The following is a 13,637-nucleotide window of genomic DNA, read 5'->3' on the forward strand; positions in this document are numbered from 1 at the left end:
AGGAAGGATCAGGAGTACGGGTAGAAGCCCGAGCCGGTCTTGCGGCCGAGCCTGCCCGCGTCGACCATGCGCTGGAGCAGCGGGGGAGCGGCGTACAGCGGCTCCTTGAACTCCGCGTACATCGAGTCGGCGACCGAGGCCACCGTGTCGAGACCGATCAGGTCGGAGAGCTTGAGCGGGCCCATGGGATGGGCGCAGCCGAGCTCCATGCCGTTGTCGATGTCCTCACGGCTGGCGATCCCCGACTCGAACATCCGGATCGCGGAGAGCAGATACGGAATCAGCAGCGCGTTGACGACGAAGCCGGAGCGGTCCTGGGCTCGGATCGGGTGCTTGCCGAGCACGTCCTGCACCAGGGCCTCGGCGCGCTTCACCGTCTCGTCGGACGTCGTCAGCGCGGGGATCAGCTCGACGAGCCGCTGCACCGGGGCCGGGTTGAAGAAGTGGATACCGATGACCTGGTCCGGGCGGGAGGTCGCCACGGCCAGCTTCACCAGCGGGATGGAGGAGGTGTTCGAGGCGAGGATCGCGTCCTGCCGGGTCACCACCTGGTCGAGCACCTGGAAGATCTCGGTCTTGACCTGCTCGTTCTCCACGACGGCCTCGATGACGAGATCGCGGTCGGCGAACTCGCCCAGGTCCGTGGTGAAGCTCAGCCGGGCGAGTGTCTCGTCGCGCTCCTCGGCAGTGATCTTGCCGCGCTCGGCGGCCTTCGAGAGGGAGTTGTGCAGCCGGGTGCGGCCGATCTCCAACGCCTCGCCGGTGGTCTCGGCCACCATGACCTCAAGACCGCTGCGGGCGCACACCTCCGCGATCCCCGCGCCCATTTGGCCACAGCCCACCACCCCGACGCGTGCAATGTCGGCCATAGAGTCCGTCACCTCGTGCCTTTCGCTGTTCTGTGTCGCAGGTTCCCGTCTGATTCCGGTGCCCGCCCCGACCCCCCGACGTTACTCCGCGGCCTACGGGTCATCGTGGGCCGGGGCGGGCATGCTCTGCGTTGCGCCCGGATATCGGGGTGGCTGACGCGGACAGAGAGACGGAAGGTGCAGTGAAATGCGGCAAATGGCCCGAAGGAGCTTTGTGGCGGGTGCGGCCGGAGTGGTCGCGGGGGTGGTGAGCACCGTCACCACGGCCGGTGACGCCGTCGCGGATCCGCTCCGGCGGACCGGTGCCGAGCCGGCCGGCGCCCCGGCGCGCGCGGGCGCCCGCCATGTCGCACGGCGTGAGCTGCGCGGCATGTGGGTCGCCACCGTCGCCAATCTGGACTGGCCCTCGGCGCCCGGCCTGACCGCGGCCGCGCAGCGGGCCGAGCTGATCGCGTACCTCGACGAGGCCGTGGCCCGGCGGCTGAACACCGTGATCCTCCAGGTCCGGCCGACCGCCGATGCGCTGTGGCCCTCGCCCTATGAACCGTGGGCCCAGTACCTCACCGGCGTCCAGGGCAAGGACCCCGGCTGGGACCCGCTGGGCACCGCGGTCCAGGAGGCGCACCGCCGCGGCCTGGAACTGCACGCCTGGTTCAACCCGTACCGGGTCGCCAACCACACCGACCCGTCCCGGCTGGCCGCCGGCCACCCGGCCAGGCTGCACCCCGACTGGGTCCTGCCGTACGGCGGGAAGCTCTACTACAACCCGGGAATTCCGGAGGTCCGCCGCTTCGTCCAGGACGCGATGCTCGACGCGGTCCGCCGCTACGACATCGACGCCGTGCACTGGGACGACTACTTCTATCCGTACCCGGTGGCCGGGCAGGTCTTCGACGACGACGCGACGTACGCCAAGTACGGCGCGGGTTTCCCGGACAAGGCCGCGTGGCGGCGCGACAACACCGACAAGCTCGTGCGCGAGACCGCCGAGCGGATCAAGAAGATCAAGAAGAACGTCCAGTTCGGGATCAGCCCGTTCGGTGTGTGGCGCAACGCCGCGACCGACCCGCTCGGCTCCGACACCAGGGCCGGCGTGCAGACCTACGACGATCTGCACGCCGACACCCGGGGCTGGGTCCGGAAGGGCTGGATCGACTACATCTGCCCGCAGATCTACTGGAACATCGGCTTCGCCGCCGCCGACTACGCCAAGCTGCTGCCCTGGTGGGCCGAGACGGTACGCGGCACGGGCGTCGATCTGTTCGTGGGCGAGGCGCTCTACAAGGCCGGTGACCCCGCCCAGCCCGCCGCCTGGCAGGACCCGGCCGAGCTCTCCCGGCACATCGACTTCGCCGCCGACTACGACCAGGTGCGCGGACACGTCTACTTCTCCGGGAAGGACGTGGTCAGGGACCGGATCGGGGCGATGGCCCGGGTGGTCGGCGACCACTACCGCAGCAGGGTGCGCCCACCCCGCTGACAGCAGGAGCGGAGTGGGCGCATCGGAGTGGGGCCTGTCCGGCGGATCAGGACCGGACGGGCCCCGGGGCGGGCTGCCCGGAACGGGCCGGCCCGCCCGCGGCCCGGGGGCGAAGAGCAGCGCCGACCGCCGGAGGCCGCTACCGGGTCTCCGGGGCCTGCTTCCGGGGGTCGATGTGCTGTACGACGCTGTCGGGACCGGGTGATATCAGGTGTTCGTGTCCGTCCTCGAAGCGGACGCGGTACGGGGGAGTGCCCCCGGCCCCGAGCACTTCGACGATCTCTGCGACCCTGTCGCGCTGCCCCACGGTCCTACCGTGTGTCAGCAGCCGGTCGCCCGGGTGTGCCTCCATCGGGACTGACCTCCTCACGGGTGGCGGTCCATGTCGACAAGTCTATGTCCGAAAGCCGGTTTCGCCCGGTGGGAGGGAGTGCGGGCCGCTCACCGCGGGCTCCGGGCGCGCCCCGCCCGCTGGGTGGCCGCGATGCAGACGAGCACCGCGAGCGCGGCTACCGGCGCCGCCGCCGAGACCGTCTCGCCGAGCAGGAAGAACGACCACACCAGGGTCAGCAAGGGCTGCGCGAGCTGGAGCTGGCTGGCCCGGGGCACGCCGATCTCCGCCATCCCGCGGTACCAGACGTACAGACCGAGGAAGGTCGAAACCGCCGCCACCCAGACCAGACCGATCACCCCGTGCGCGGTCAGCCGCACCGACTCGGCCGGCAACGCGACCGCGGCCCCCGCCACCGCGAGCGGCAGGCACAGGACCAGCGCCCAGCCGACCACCTGCCAGCCCGGCATGACCCGGGCCAGCCTGCCCCCCTCCGTGTACCCCGCCGCGCACACCAGTAGGGCGCCGAACAGGTACAGATCACCGCCGGACAGCTCGCCCCCGCTCTGCTGCACGGTGAACGCGATCACCACGGCCGCGCCCGCCAGCGCCGCGATCCAGAAGGCGCGGGGCGGCCGCGTCCCCGTCCGCAGCGAGGAGAACACCGCGGTGGTCAGCGGCAGCAGCCCCACGACCACGGCCGCGTGAGAGGTCGTCGAGGTCTGCAGCGCCAGCGTGGTCAGCAGCGGGAAGCCGATCACCACACCCGCGGCGACGACGACGAGCCCGGCCCAGTGCCGGCGGTCCGGTATCGCGACGCGTCCCAGGAGCAGCATGCTGCCCGCGATCACCGCGGCGAGCAGGCTGCGCAGCGCCACCAGCGACCACGGGCCGAAGCTCTCCAGGCCCCAGGCCGTGGAAGGAAAGGTCAGCGAGAAGGCGAGGACACCGAGCCCGGCGAGAACGACGCCGCCGCGGTTCGCCTCGCGGCCGGTGGCGCGGCCCGTCCCGCGGTCGGCCGGGCCGTCGGCTCCGCGGCCGGTATGGATATCGCCCGACGGCTCAACCGCTATCGTGCGATTGTCGATAGCGCTATTCTTGACTCTCATGTCAGAGCGTAGCAGTGTCGCCGACCTCGCCAGATCTCTTCGGAGCGAGCTGAATCGCTACTCACCCGGTGGAAAGCTGCCGTCCAGTCGGGATCTCGTGGAGCGCTTCCGGGTCAGTCCCGTCACCGTCTCCCGGGCCATCGCCCAGCTCGTCGCCGAGGGCCTCGTGGTCACCAGGCCCGGCTCCGGTGCCTTCCGGGCGCAGCCCCGTACCGAGGTTCCCCCGGCGGGGGACACCTCCTGGCAGGAGGTCTCCCTCAGTGGCGACGGCGGACCCGAGGCGGTGCCGCGCACCGTCGACGCCTCCGGGGTCCTGGTCACGCTTGCCGCACCGCCGCCCGGGGTCATCGAGTTGAACGGCGGCTACCTCCACCCCTCCCTCCAGCCGGAGCGGGCGCTCGCCGCCGCCCTCGCCAGGGCGGGCCGTCGCCCCGGCGCCTGGGGTCGGCCGCCCACCGACGGCCTGACCGAGCTGCGGGCCTGGTTCGCCAGGGAGATCGGGCCCGCGGTCACCGCCGCCGACGTGCTGATCACCGCGGGCGGCCAGAGCGCCCTGGCCGCGGCGCTGCGCGCCCTCGCCCCGCCCGGCGCCCCGGTGCTGGTCGAGTCACCCACCTACCCCGGCATGCTGGCCGTCGCCCGCGCCGCCGGACTGCGGCCCGTGCCGGTGCCCGTCGACGCCGACGGCGTACGACCGGAGCTGCTCGACGCGGCGTTCCGGGCCACCGGGGCCCGCGTCTTCGTCTGCCAGCCGCTCTTCCAGAACCCGACCGGCGCGGTCCTCGCCCCTGGACGGCGCGCCGAGGTCGTCCGGATCGCCCGCGCGGCGGGCGCGTTCGTCATCGAGGACGACTTCGCGCGCCGGCTGGTCCACGACGACGCCGGGCCGCAGCCCGCACCCCTGGCCGCGGACGACCCGGACGGTGTGGTCGTCCATGTCCGCTCCCTCACCAAGATCGCCTCGCCGAGCCTGCGGGTGGGCGCGCTCGCCGCCCGCGGGCCGGTGCTGGGCCGGCTGCGGGCCATCCAGATCGTCGACAGCTTCTTCGTTCCCCGGCCGCTCCAGGAGGCCGCGCTCGAACTCGTCGGCTCCCCGGCCTGGGGTCACCACCTGCGTTCCGTGTCCGCCGGACTGCGTGACCGGCGCTCCGCCATGACGACGGCCCTGAGCCTGGAACTGCCCGGCCTGACGCTCCCGCACCTCCCCGCGGGCGGCGGCAGCCTGTGGCTGCGGCTGCCCGAGGCGGAGGCGGGCACGGACGAGTCCGCGGTGGTCGCGGCGGCCCTGCGCGCGGGCGTCGCCATCGCGCCCGGCCGCCCGTACTTCTGCGCGGAACCCCCGTCCCCGCACATCCGGTTGAGCTTCGCGGCGGTCGCCGGGGCGGCCGAGATCGCCGAGGGCGTCCGCCGTCTGCGCGCCGCCTGCGACGAGGTCCTGCCCGGTTGCGGGGACGGTCCTCGGCGCTGACGGAGACCCCGGCGGTGCTCCGCCGGGCGGGCCCTGGCGGTCCGGGAGCCCCGACACGGGGCGGGGCGTCCGAGAGTTCCGATCCGGGTCAGATGCTCACAACTCGCTTATGGAAGTGGCGAGTTCAAGCCATCGGAGGGCCCGAGGTGCCGGGCGTGCCGGCAGACGGGCCGGGCCCGGCGGGCCCGCGCAGGCCCTCTTGACCGGCGTGGCGTTCGGCTCCACGATCACCGCCATGACTTTTCGAGTCTCGCTCGTCGCCGCGGCGCGGGGCGCCGCGCTGCTCGCCGAGCGCTTCGACGACGACCGGCCGCTCGACCAGACGGGCTGGCACGAGGTACGGCTCGCCGCGCACGCCCTGATGCCCCTGGGCGCCGCCGAGTTGCGCTACTGCTCGCCGACCCCGCGCAGCCGTGCCACCGGTGACGCGCTCGGCTTCGCCCCGCTCGTCCAACCGGCCCTGCGCGACTGCGACATGGGCCGCTGGCGCGGGTGCACCCTCGCCGACGTCACGGCGTGTGAACCGGCGGCGGTCGACGCCTGGCTCGCGGACCCGCGCTCCGCCCCGCACGGCGGGGAACCCCTGCTCGCGTTCATCTCGCGGATAGGGGGCTGGCTGGACACCCGTCCCGTGTGCGACGGGGCCATCGTCGCCGTCGCCGAACCCGCGGTGGTCCGGGCCGCGCTCGTCTACGCGCTCAAGGCCCCGCCGTCGACGTACTGGAGCGTCGATGTCGGACCGCTCTCCACGGTCACCCTCACCGGTGTGCCGGGCCGCTGGAGCCTCCGGCTCGAAGCGGGAGTCCGCTGACCGGCCGCCCCGCCGGGCGGGGCCTTCCCGTCGGTCCGACCGGTCGGTACGTTGCGGGTCCACCACATCCGACAGGCAGGTCCGGGCGAGGGAGGCCACCGTGCCGCAGATCCACGGCCATTGCGACGACCGATTCTCCGCGGTACGGGCCGCGTTCGAAGAAAATTTCCGGCAGCGCGGGGAACTGGGCGCGGCCGTCACCGTGCTGATCGCCAAGGAGCCGGTGGTCGACCTCTGGGGCGGCTGGGCCGACGGTGCCCGCACCCGCCCCTGCGAACGGAAGACGCTGGTCAACGTCTGGTCCACGACCAAGGGCCCGACCGCCCTGTGTGCCCATGCCCTCGCCGATCGGGGCCTGTTGGACCTCGACGCACCGGTTGCCGCGTACTGGCCGGAATTCGCCGCGGCGGGCAAGGAGGCCGCCAGGTCCTCTCCGAGGCGGCCGCCGAACGTGTCCGCGAGGGGCAGGGGGCCTGCCGGGACCTGGTGCTCGGCGCGGGCATCGGCCATGACACGGAGATCGCCCTCGGGCTCTGGACGAGTGGCCCGGAGGGTTCGTACGGGCCCAACCCGCGGGCCCTCGGCCATGACGGCGCCGGCGGCTCCTGCGGCCTCGCCGACCCCGAGGCCGACCTCGCCCTCGGGTACGTGATGAACCGGATGGGCCCGCGGATCTCGGACGACCCACGCAAGATGGCCCTGGTCGAGGCGGTGTACGGGGCGCTGTGACAGGGGCGGGGGCGGGGCGGAACCGGCGGCGCGGAGGAGTGAGCCGCGTCCCGGATGCCCGGATGCCCGGATGCCCGGATGCCCGGATGCCCGGATGTCCGGATGCCCGGATGTCCAGGCACCCGGATGCCCACGCCCCCGGGCGCACCGCTTCACCGGCGTGCCCAGGGGTGGGGTGGGTCGCTCACTTCTCCTTGAGTGAGGTGGTGATGAGGGTGAGGGCCTCGGTGATGCCCGTCTCGGCGGTCGCCTTGTCGATACCGAGGCCGGTCAGTACGCCCGCGCCGTCCTCCTGCTCCAGCAGGGCGAGCAGGATGTGCTCGGTTCCGATGTAGTTGTGGCCCATCCGCAGCGCCTCCCGGAACGTCAGCTCCAGTGCCTTGCGGGCCCCGGCGTCGTACGGGATGAGGTCCGGCACCTCTTCGGCCGGGCCGGGCAGCGCCTCGGTCGCGGCCCGGCGGATGTCCTCCGCGCTGACGCCCTGGGCCTTGATGAACGCGGCGGCCAGCCCCTCCGGCTCGCCGAGCAGCCCCAGCACCAGGTGCTCGGTGCGAACCTCGTCGTTGCGCGCCGCGCGGGCCTCGTTCTGCGCGGCCATCACGACGTTCCTGGCCCGCTCGGTGAAGCGGCTGAAGCCCTGGCTGGGGTCGAGATCCGAGATCTCGCCCGGGTCCTTGGCGACGAACCGTTTCTGGGCCGCCTGCCTGGTCACCCCCATGCTCTTGCCGATCTCCGTCCAGGAGGCGCCCGAGCGTCGGGCCTGGTCCACGAAGTGCCCGATCAGATGGTCGGCCACGTCACCGAGGTGGTCCGCGGCGATGACGGCGTCGGAGAGCTGGTCGAGGGCGTCGGTGTGCACCTTCTTGATGGCCTCGATCAGGTCGTCGAGGCGTACGGGATGGCTCATGCCTACGGGATTCTCCATGTGTCAACCTTAAGTTGACAGTGGAGAGGTGTCAACCATCAGTTGACAGTGCATCGACCGGCGCCGGGGTCCGTTCCTGCGGGGAGCGGCCCCATTCGATGTCCTCCAGATCGAAGCCGACCACCCCGCACCCCATGACGCTCTGGTCCTGCTGGGACAGCAGGGTGGCGAAGCGGTGCTCCCAGACGGTGTCGGCGAGGCCGGACACGGCCAGCATCAGCACATCGACGAAGACTTCCGTGCCGCCGTTGGACAGGTACAAGCGACGGCCCCCGCCGCCGAAGACGTTCCCCATCCCGTCACCGTACCGAGCGGGCCGGGAACGGAGCGCGCCCCCGACAGAGGCCGTCGGGGGCGCGTTCGTTCAGCGTTTCGGTGCGCGGGTCAGAGGGTGCCGCTGTCCGCGATGGTGATCTTCGCCTGGGTGCGGCCGCTCTGCGAGCCGAGGGACTCGATCTTCTTGACCAGGTCCATGCTCTCCTGGTCGTCGACCTCGCCGAACACCACGTGCTTGCCGTCCAGCCACGACGTCACGATCGTCGTGATGAAGAACTGCGAGCCGTTGGAGTTCGGGCCGCTGTTGGCCATGGACAGCAGGCCCGGCTTGGAGTGCGTGAGCTTGAAGTTCTCGTCGGCGAACTTGGCGCCGTAGATGCTCTGGCCGCCCGTGCCGTCGCCGCGGGTGAAGTCGCCGCCCTGCAGCATGAAGTCGGGGATGACCCGGTGGAAGGACGACCCCTTGTAACCGAAGCCCTTCTCGCCGGTCGCCAGCGCCCGGAAGTTCTCCGCCGTCTTGGGGACGACGTCGTCGAACAGCTTGAACGTGATCCGCCCTGCGGGCTTGTCGTCGATGGTGATGTCGAAATAAACCTTGCTCGTCATAGGACCATCCTGACATCGACGTGCGCGGTGTCGACAATCGGGAGGCCCCGGGCCCTATCGTGCCCGGTCGCCGGCACCGTACCGCGACGTACGGATCGGGTCCGGCCCGTCGGCCCGGCCCTCCGCCCGGCCCGATCCAGACGGAGGATCTAGCCTGGTAGAGGGGCTGTCCGAGGAGGTCCGACGTGATGGTGGAGCCCGAGGCGGGTGCCGGGATGCCGCAGGTTCCCGGCGGTTTCCCGGGCGCCGGTGCCGTCCGCTACCCGCCCGTCGCCGATCACGGCCTGATCGGCGATCTGCGCAGTGCGGCGCTGGTGGACACCCGGGGCACCATCGACTGGTACTGCTGCCCGCGCTTCGACGCGCCCAGCGTCTTCGCCTCGATCCTCGACGCCGACCGGGGCGGCTCCTTCGAACTGGCCGCCGACGCCCCCACCCGCACCAAACAGTTCTACTTCCCCGACACCAACGTGCTGATCACCCGTTTCTTCGCGGAGGACGGTGTCGGCGAGGTCCAGGACTTCATGCCCGTCGTCGACGACTCGCGTGAGGCCGACCGCCACCGGCTGATCCGCCGCGTGGTGTGCGTACGGGGATCGCTGCCGTTCCGGGCCCGGGTGGCCCCGCGCTTCGAGTACGGGACCTGTCCGCACACGGTGCGGGCCCAGCACGGCCAGGCGGTCTTCGAGACGCCCTCGCTCACTCTCGCCCTGACGTCCAGCGTGCCCGTCGAGGTCTCCGGACCGGACGTGTGGTCGCTGTTCAAACTGCACGAGGGCGAGTCCGCCGTCTTCGCCCTGGACCGGATCGGCGGCGACGTGGCCCCCCGCTTCTGCCCGCTGTCCGAGGCGGAACAGCAGTTCAACGCCACCGTCGGGTACTGGCGGCGCTGGCTCTCCCGGTCCAGGTACCGCGGCCGCTGGCGGGAGATGGTCCACCGCTCCGCCCTCACCCTGAAGCTGCTCACCTACGTCCCGACCGGCGCGATCATCGCCGCACCGACCACCAGCCTGCCCGAGCGCATCGGTGGCGAACGCAACTGGGACTACCGCTACGTATGGATCCGCGACGCCGCGTTCTGCGTGTACGCGCTGCTCAGACTCGGTTTCACCGACGAGGCCGAGGCGTTCATGGGCTTCCTCTCCGAGCACGTCCAACTCGAAGCGACAGCGGACGGCGAAGCGGCGGGAGCGCCCCGCTCCACCGGCCCGTTGCAGATCATGTACGGCATCGACGGGCGCCGCGAACTGCCCGAACGCCGGCTGACCCACCTGGAGGGCTACCGGGGCTCGTCCCCCGTACGGGTCGGCAACGGCGCCGTCGGCCAGCTGCAACTGGACATCTACGGGGCGCTGATCGACGCCCTGTACCTCTACGACAAGTGGGGGCAGCCCATCTCCAGCGCGCACTGGGAGAGCATCGGCGAGGTGGTCGACTGGGTGTGCGAGCACTGGGACCAGCCCGACCAGGGGGTCTGGGAGAGCCGCGGCGCGGGCGAGAAACACCTCTACTCGCGGCTGATGTGCTGGGTGGCCGTCGAACGCGCGATGCGGCTCGCGCAGCACCGCGGGCTGCCCGTCGACATCGTGCGGTGGGGGCGGGCGCGCGACGCGATCTACCACCGGATCATGAGCCATGGCTGGTCCACCGAGCGGAACGCTTTCGTCCAGTACGAGGGCGGTCATGTCCTCGACGCCTCGCTGCTGATGATGCCGCTGGCGAAGTTCATCTCTCCCACCGACCCGAAGTGGCTCGCCACGCTGGACGCGCTGGGGGAGGACCTGGTGTCCGACTCGCTGGTCTACCGCTACGACCCGCAGGCCAGCCCGGACGGCCTGCGCGGCGACGAGGGCACGTTCTCGATCTGTTCGTTCTGGTACGTCGAGGCGCTGACCCGGGCCGGCCGGCTCGACGAGGCCAGGCTCGCGTTCGAGAAGATGCTCACGTACGCCAACCACCTCGGCCTGTACGCGGAGGAGATCGGCCGCACCGGGGAGCAGGTCGGGAACTTCCCGCAGGCGTTCACCCACCTCGCCCTGATCAGCGCGGCCTTCAACCTCGACCGCGCACTCGGTTAGCGCCCGGAGGCGCGCCCCGTCGACACGTGCCGCCCGAGCCGCTCGCACGGCGGGCGGTGCATCGGGTACGAAACCGGCTGGATACCCTCGCACGGTGATCACCTCCAGCGCCCGCAGCACGGTCTTCGACATCGACGGCACGCTCTGCTTCGACGGGCAGTCCATCGACGGCCGGATCCTCGCCGCAATCGGTGCCTGCGAACGCGCCGGCCACCAACTGGTCTTCGCCTCCGCCCGGCCGGTCCGCGATCTCCTGCCCGTCCTCGACGGGGCCTTCCCTTCCGCCACGCTGATCGGCGGGAACGGCAGCCTCGTCTCCGTCGGTGGCCACGTCCGAGCGCGGGCCGCGTTCGACCGCGGCGAACTCGGCGCGCTGCTGGCGGAGGCCGAGCGGTACCGGGCGGGCTACCTCGCCGACGGTCCCTGGGACTACGCCTACACCGGACCGACCGACCACCCGATCCGCAGCCGTGTCGACCAGGGAGACCTCGCCCGCAGGGTGGAGCTCGCCGACCTTCCCGAGGTCGTGAAGTTTCTTGTCGTCGACGCAACCGACATGGCGGCCCTCGCCGAGGCCGGCCGCGCGCTCGGGATGACGGTCAACCACCACCTCGACGAGGCGATCATCGACTTCGCCCCGGGCACCACGACGAAGTGGGAGGCTCTGACCTCGCTGGGGATCGACGAATACAACGCCTTCGGCAACGACATCAACGACCTCGACCTGCTGCGCAACGCGCGGCACGCGGTGCGCGTCGGCGCCCACCCGGGCCTGGACAGCGTCGCCCGCGTCACCGTCGCCCCCGATCCGGGTGCGGTCGCCGCCGAGATTTCCCGGCTGGCCGCAGCGACGCCCGTGGCCTGAATCCAGTCTCCTTGGTCATCTGCCTGTAGGTGCCGCTGCTGCTCCGGTTGAATGTTTCCGGAGGCAGCAACCGGTGCCCGGTCACAGGGGGGAGAGGGAGTTGAGCAGTTCAGGTGACGGGACGTCATCGAACCGGCGGATCGGGGAAATCGCGGCGCTGATCTCGGCGGTCACCGCTGTCGTCGGTCTGCTGCTGGCGGTGTTCGGCGTCCCGTTCGTCGGTGGTTCCCTGGTCAACCGGACCATCGCCGACGGTGCGGGCACCCCGGCCTCGTCCACGCCCACTCCGTCGGAGCCCGTCTCCCCGTCCGCGACCGCCGAGCCCGGCACCGTACCCACGGCGTCCTCCCGGCCCACCCCGCCGGCCGTGCCCGAGGGCTGGCACCGCGTCGACGAACCCGGACTCACGGCCGCCTTCGCCCTGCCGGACGGCTGGGTCCAGAAGCGGAAGAACGACATCCAGAGCAACTGGAGTTCCCCGGACGGAGCCCATGACATGAGCGTCAAACGGGACACGTCGTACGGGGCGACCGCCCAGGCGGCCTCCGCCGGGCAGCTCGCCTGGTACCGCGACACGGGCAAGTCGTCGATGGCCGACATCGAGGTCGTCACCCACACCACCCGGCAGAACGGCCGGGACGCCCTCTGGCTGGAGATCGACTACCACTATGCGCACCAGAGCGAACCCCGCAAGCGGGTGGAGGCCTTCGTCGCGGGCAGGGCGGGCCAGGTCTACCAGCTGCTCTTCGACACCGCCGCCGACTCCGGGAAGCTCACCGCGCAACGGCGGTTGTTCGCGACCGCCCGCGCCCAACTGCTGATCGACACGGGCAGCCCGGCCTGATCCAAGCGAAAGACCCCAGGGCCCGGCCGGCGGAACGGGGGAACGGGCGTGGGGGAGAACCCACTGATCGCGGCGGTGCGCGAGGGGGACGTCGAGGCGGTCGGGAGCCTCCTCGCGGAGGGCGCGGACCCCGACACCGTCGGCGTACAGGGCATCCCGGCGCTCTGTCTGGCCGTCGCGGCGTACGACGATCCGCTCGCCGAAGTCCTGATGGGCGCGGGAGCCGATCGGGACCGCCGGCTGGCCGATGGAAGCACACCCCTGATGCGGGCCGTCGACAGCGGATCGCTCACCCTCACGCGCGCGCTGTTCCACGCTGCCTGGAGGGCCGCCCCCCGACGGGGGAGTTCGACCGGACGTACTGGTCCTGGATCCTGGACGCGGCGGACCGGTACGAACAGCGGCGCCGCGAACGGGGCACTGCGGCTGCCGCCGGGCAGTGACCGCGCGAGCCCGTCGTGCGGGTCATCGCCCGGCGGGCGCGGTCCCGCACCCGGGTGCGCTCGGCGGGCTGCCGCTCGTTCGCGCAGTTCGAGCAGGCCACGGGTGGCGGCATTGATCGGGTTGACCCGTGAGTGCTTGAGTCGCTCCGGCCGAGCTTCGGGGATGGCCCGTCTTCGACGGCATCGAGATACTGGTCCCTGTGAGCAGCGTCGCGTTCGTGGTCGTCTCAGGTCTACCGGGTAGCGGAAAGAGCACCCTGGCTCGGATTCTGGCCGGACACCTCGGTCTCCCGGTGATCGACGAGGATGTGATCCTGGAGTCCCTCTACGACTCGCTCGGAGTCGGTGACCACGCCTGGCGGAGCAGGCTGAGCAGAGCAAGCGACGACATGCTGTTCGCCTTGGCGGCGGACGCCGGCCGGGCCGTGCTCGACAACTGGTGGCACCACGACACCGCCCCCGGGCGACTGCGGAGCCTCGCCGACCTCTTGATCGAAGTCCACTGCGACTGCGATGTCGCCCTCGCTGCCGAGCGCTTTCAAGCACGCACCCGACACCGCGGCCACCTCGACCCGGAACTCACTCCTCAACAGGTCGGCGAACGAGTGGCCGCCATTCGTGCCACCCACCCAGGCCCGCTCAACCTGGGCGGTCCGCTGCTGACCGTCGACACCGGCCGCCCCACCGACGCTGCGGCGATCGCGGAGGAGATCGCGCACACCCTCGGCGCCGACCGCAGCGAGCAGAACGCGCAAAGCTTTGCATAAAAGTGCGGCAATGCGTATAGTCATGCCATCGACGAG

14 protein-coding genes and 1 pseudogene are annotated in these 13,637 nt (G+C 71.5%); 9 read left to right on the forward strand and 6 right to left on the reverse strand.

Going from position 1 to position 13,637, the window contains the following annotated elements; translation table 11 throughout:
* Positions 1–8: 8 nt before the first annotated feature.
* The gene (locus ABZY11_RS14785; RefSeq protein ID WP_356479494.1) at positions 9–869 is read right to left on the reverse strand and encodes a 3-hydroxybutyryl-CoA dehydrogenase; all 861 of its coding nucleotides are present in this window, start codon (positions 867–869) and stop codon (positions 9–11) included.
* A 187-nt stretch (positions 870–1,056) separates the two neighbouring features.
* Between ABZY11_RS14785 and ABZY11_RS14790 the strand changes: the two genes are divergently transcribed.
* Positions 1,057–2,349: a family 10 glycosylhydrolase gene (locus ABZY11_RS14790; protein WP_356479495.1), complete on the forward strand. Its 1,293-nt coding sequence runs from the start codon at positions 1,057–1,059 to the stop codon at positions 2,347–2,349.
* A 139-nt stretch (positions 2,350–2,488) separates the two neighbouring features.
* Here ABZY11_RS14790 and ABZY11_RS14795 read toward each other — a convergent pair whose 3' ends face one another.
* Entirely contained in the window at positions 2,489–2,701 is a 213-nt protein-coding gene (locus ABZY11_RS14795; RefSeq protein WP_356479496.1) for a DUF1918 domain-containing protein, read from the reverse strand.
* 89 nt (positions 2,702–2,790) lie between these two features.
* Positions 2,791–3,789 carry a DMT family transporter gene (locus tag ABZY11_RS14800; RefSeq protein WP_356479497.1) on the reverse strand — a complete coding sequence of 333 codons (999 nt, stop codon included), beginning with the start codon at positions 3,787–3,789 and terminating at the stop codon, positions 2,791–2,793.
* Here ABZY11_RS14800 and ABZY11_RS14805 point away from each other — a divergent pair.
* The 3 genes and pseudogenes from ABZY11_RS14805 to ABZY11_RS14815 all read left to right on the forward strand — a co-directional run bounded on the left by ABZY11_RS14805 (position 3,788) and on the right by ABZY11_RS14815 (position 6,797).
* Positions 3,788–5,257 carry a PLP-dependent aminotransferase family protein gene (locus tag ABZY11_RS14805; protein WP_356479498.1) on the forward strand — a complete coding sequence of 490 codons (1,470 nt, stop codon included), beginning with the start codon at positions 3,788–3,790 and terminating at the stop codon, positions 5,255–5,257. The genes ABZY11_RS14800 and ABZY11_RS14805 overlap by 2 nt on opposite strands.
* Before the next feature lie 235 nt (positions 5,258–5,492).
* Positions 5,493–6,068, forward strand: a complete 576-nt coding sequence (locus ABZY11_RS14810; protein WP_356479499.1) for a histidine phosphatase family protein — start codon at positions 5,493–5,495, stop codon at positions 6,066–6,068.
* A 100-nt stretch (positions 6,069–6,168) separates the two neighbouring features.
* A pseudogene (locus ABZY11_RS14815) lies at positions 6,169–6,797 on the forward strand (serine hydrolase domain-containing protein).
* 184 nt (positions 6,798–6,981) lie between these two features.
* On the opposite strand, the gene ABZY11_RS14820 reads toward ABZY11_RS14815, so the two are convergent.
* The 3 genes from ABZY11_RS14820 to ABZY11_RS14830 all read right to left on the reverse strand — a co-directional run bounded on the left by ABZY11_RS14820 (position 6,982) and on the right by ABZY11_RS14830 (position 8,604).
* The gene (locus ABZY11_RS14820) at positions 6,982–7,722 is read right to left on the reverse strand and encodes a Clp protease N-terminal domain-containing protein (RefSeq protein WP_356479500.1); all 741 of its coding nucleotides are present in this window, start codon (positions 7,720–7,722) and stop codon (positions 6,982–6,984) included.
* A gap of 31 nt (positions 7,723–7,753) precedes the next feature.
* A complete protein-coding gene (locus ABZY11_RS14825) occupies positions 7,754–8,017 on the reverse strand; it encodes a hypothetical protein (RefSeq protein ID WP_356479501.1) in 264 nt (87 codons plus the stop codon).
* A gap of 89 nt (positions 8,018–8,106) precedes the next feature.
* Positions 8,107–8,604, reverse strand: coding sequence for a peptidylprolyl isomerase (locus ABZY11_RS14830; protein ID WP_356479502.1), 498 nt, complete (start codon positions 8,602–8,604; stop codon positions 8,107–8,109).
* Positions 8,605–8,819: 215 nt separating this feature from the next.
* On the opposite strand from ABZY11_RS14830, the gene ABZY11_RS14835 reads away from it, so the two are divergent.
* The 5 genes from ABZY11_RS14835 (at position 8,820) to ABZY11_RS14855 (ending at position 13,601) form a co-directional block, all read left to right on the forward strand.
* Entirely contained in the window at positions 8,820–10,682 is a 1,863-nt protein-coding gene (locus tag ABZY11_RS14835; protein WP_356479531.1) for a glycoside hydrolase family 15 protein, read from the forward strand.
* A 94-nt stretch (positions 10,683–10,776) separates the two neighbouring features.
* A complete protein-coding gene (locus tag ABZY11_RS14840; protein ID WP_356479503.1) occupies positions 10,777–11,547 on the forward strand; it encodes an HAD family hydrolase in 771 nt (256 codons plus the stop codon).
* A gap of 100 nt (positions 11,548–11,647) precedes the next feature.
* Complete coding sequence (locus ABZY11_RS14845; protein WP_356479504.1) at positions 11,648–12,391, forward strand: hypothetical protein; 744 nt, start codon at positions 11,648–11,650, stop codon at positions 12,389–12,391.
* Positions 12,392–12,439: 48 nt separating this feature from the next.
* The gene (locus ABZY11_RS14850; protein WP_356479505.1) at positions 12,440–13,078 is read left to right on the forward strand and encodes an ankyrin repeat domain-containing protein; all 639 of its coding nucleotides are present in this window, start codon (positions 12,440–12,442) and stop codon (positions 13,076–13,078) included.
* Positions 13,035–13,601: an AAA family ATPase gene (locus ABZY11_RS14855; protein ID WP_356479506.1), complete on the forward strand. Its 567-nt coding sequence runs from the start codon at positions 13,035–13,037 to the stop codon at positions 13,599–13,601. The genes ABZY11_RS14850 and ABZY11_RS14855 overlap by 44 nt, the downstream gene beginning before the upstream one ends.
* The last annotated feature ends 36 nt before the right edge of the window (positions 13,602–13,637 follow it).

The organism is Streptomyces sp. NPDC006510, assembly GCF_040611955.1.
GTDB lineage: Bacteria > Actinomycetota > Actinomycetes > Streptomycetales > Streptomycetaceae > Streptomyces.

Bases quoted from the DNA above. Each gene is read 5' to 3' on its own strand.
- ABZY11_RS14810 (WP_356479499.1), top strand. From the start codon at position 5,493: ATGACTTTTCGAGTCTCGCTCGTCGCCGCGGCGCGGGGCGCCGCGCTG.
- ABZY11_RS14790 (WP_356479495.1), top strand. From the start codon at position 1,057: ATGCGGCAAATGGCCCGAAGGAGCTTTGTGGCGGGTGCGGCCGGAGTG.
- ABZY11_RS14805 (WP_356479498.1), top strand. From the start codon at position 3,788: ATGTCAGAGCGTAGCAGTGTCGCCGACCTCGCCAGATCTCTTCGGAGC.
- ABZY11_RS14830 (WP_356479502.1), bottom strand. From the start codon at position 8,604: ATGACGAGCAAGGTTTATTTCGACATCACCATCGACGACAAGCCCGCA.
- ABZY11_RS14820 (WP_356479500.1), bottom strand. From the start codon at position 7,722: ATGGAGAATCCCGTAGGCATGAGCCATCCCGTACGCCTCGACGACCTG.
- ABZY11_RS14785 (WP_356479494.1), bottom strand. From the start codon at position 869: ATGGCCGACATTGCACGCGTCGGGGTGGTGGGCTGTGGCCAAATGGGC.
- ABZY11_RS14800 (WP_356479497.1), bottom strand. From the start codon at position 3,789: ATGAGAGTCAAGAATAGCGCTATCGACAATCGCACGATAGCGGTTGAG.
- ABZY11_RS14825 (WP_356479501.1), bottom strand. From the start codon at position 8,017: ATGGGGAACGTCTTCGGCGGCGGGGGCCGTCGCTTGTACCTGTCCAAC.
- ABZY11_RS14835 (WP_356479531.1), top strand. From the start codon at position 8,820: ATGCCGCAGGTTCCCGGCGGTTTCCCGGGCGCCGGTGCCGTCCGCTAC.
- ABZY11_RS14795 (WP_356479496.1), bottom strand. From the start codon at position 2,701: ATGGAGGCACACCCGGGCGACCGGCTGCTGACACACGGTAGGACCGTG.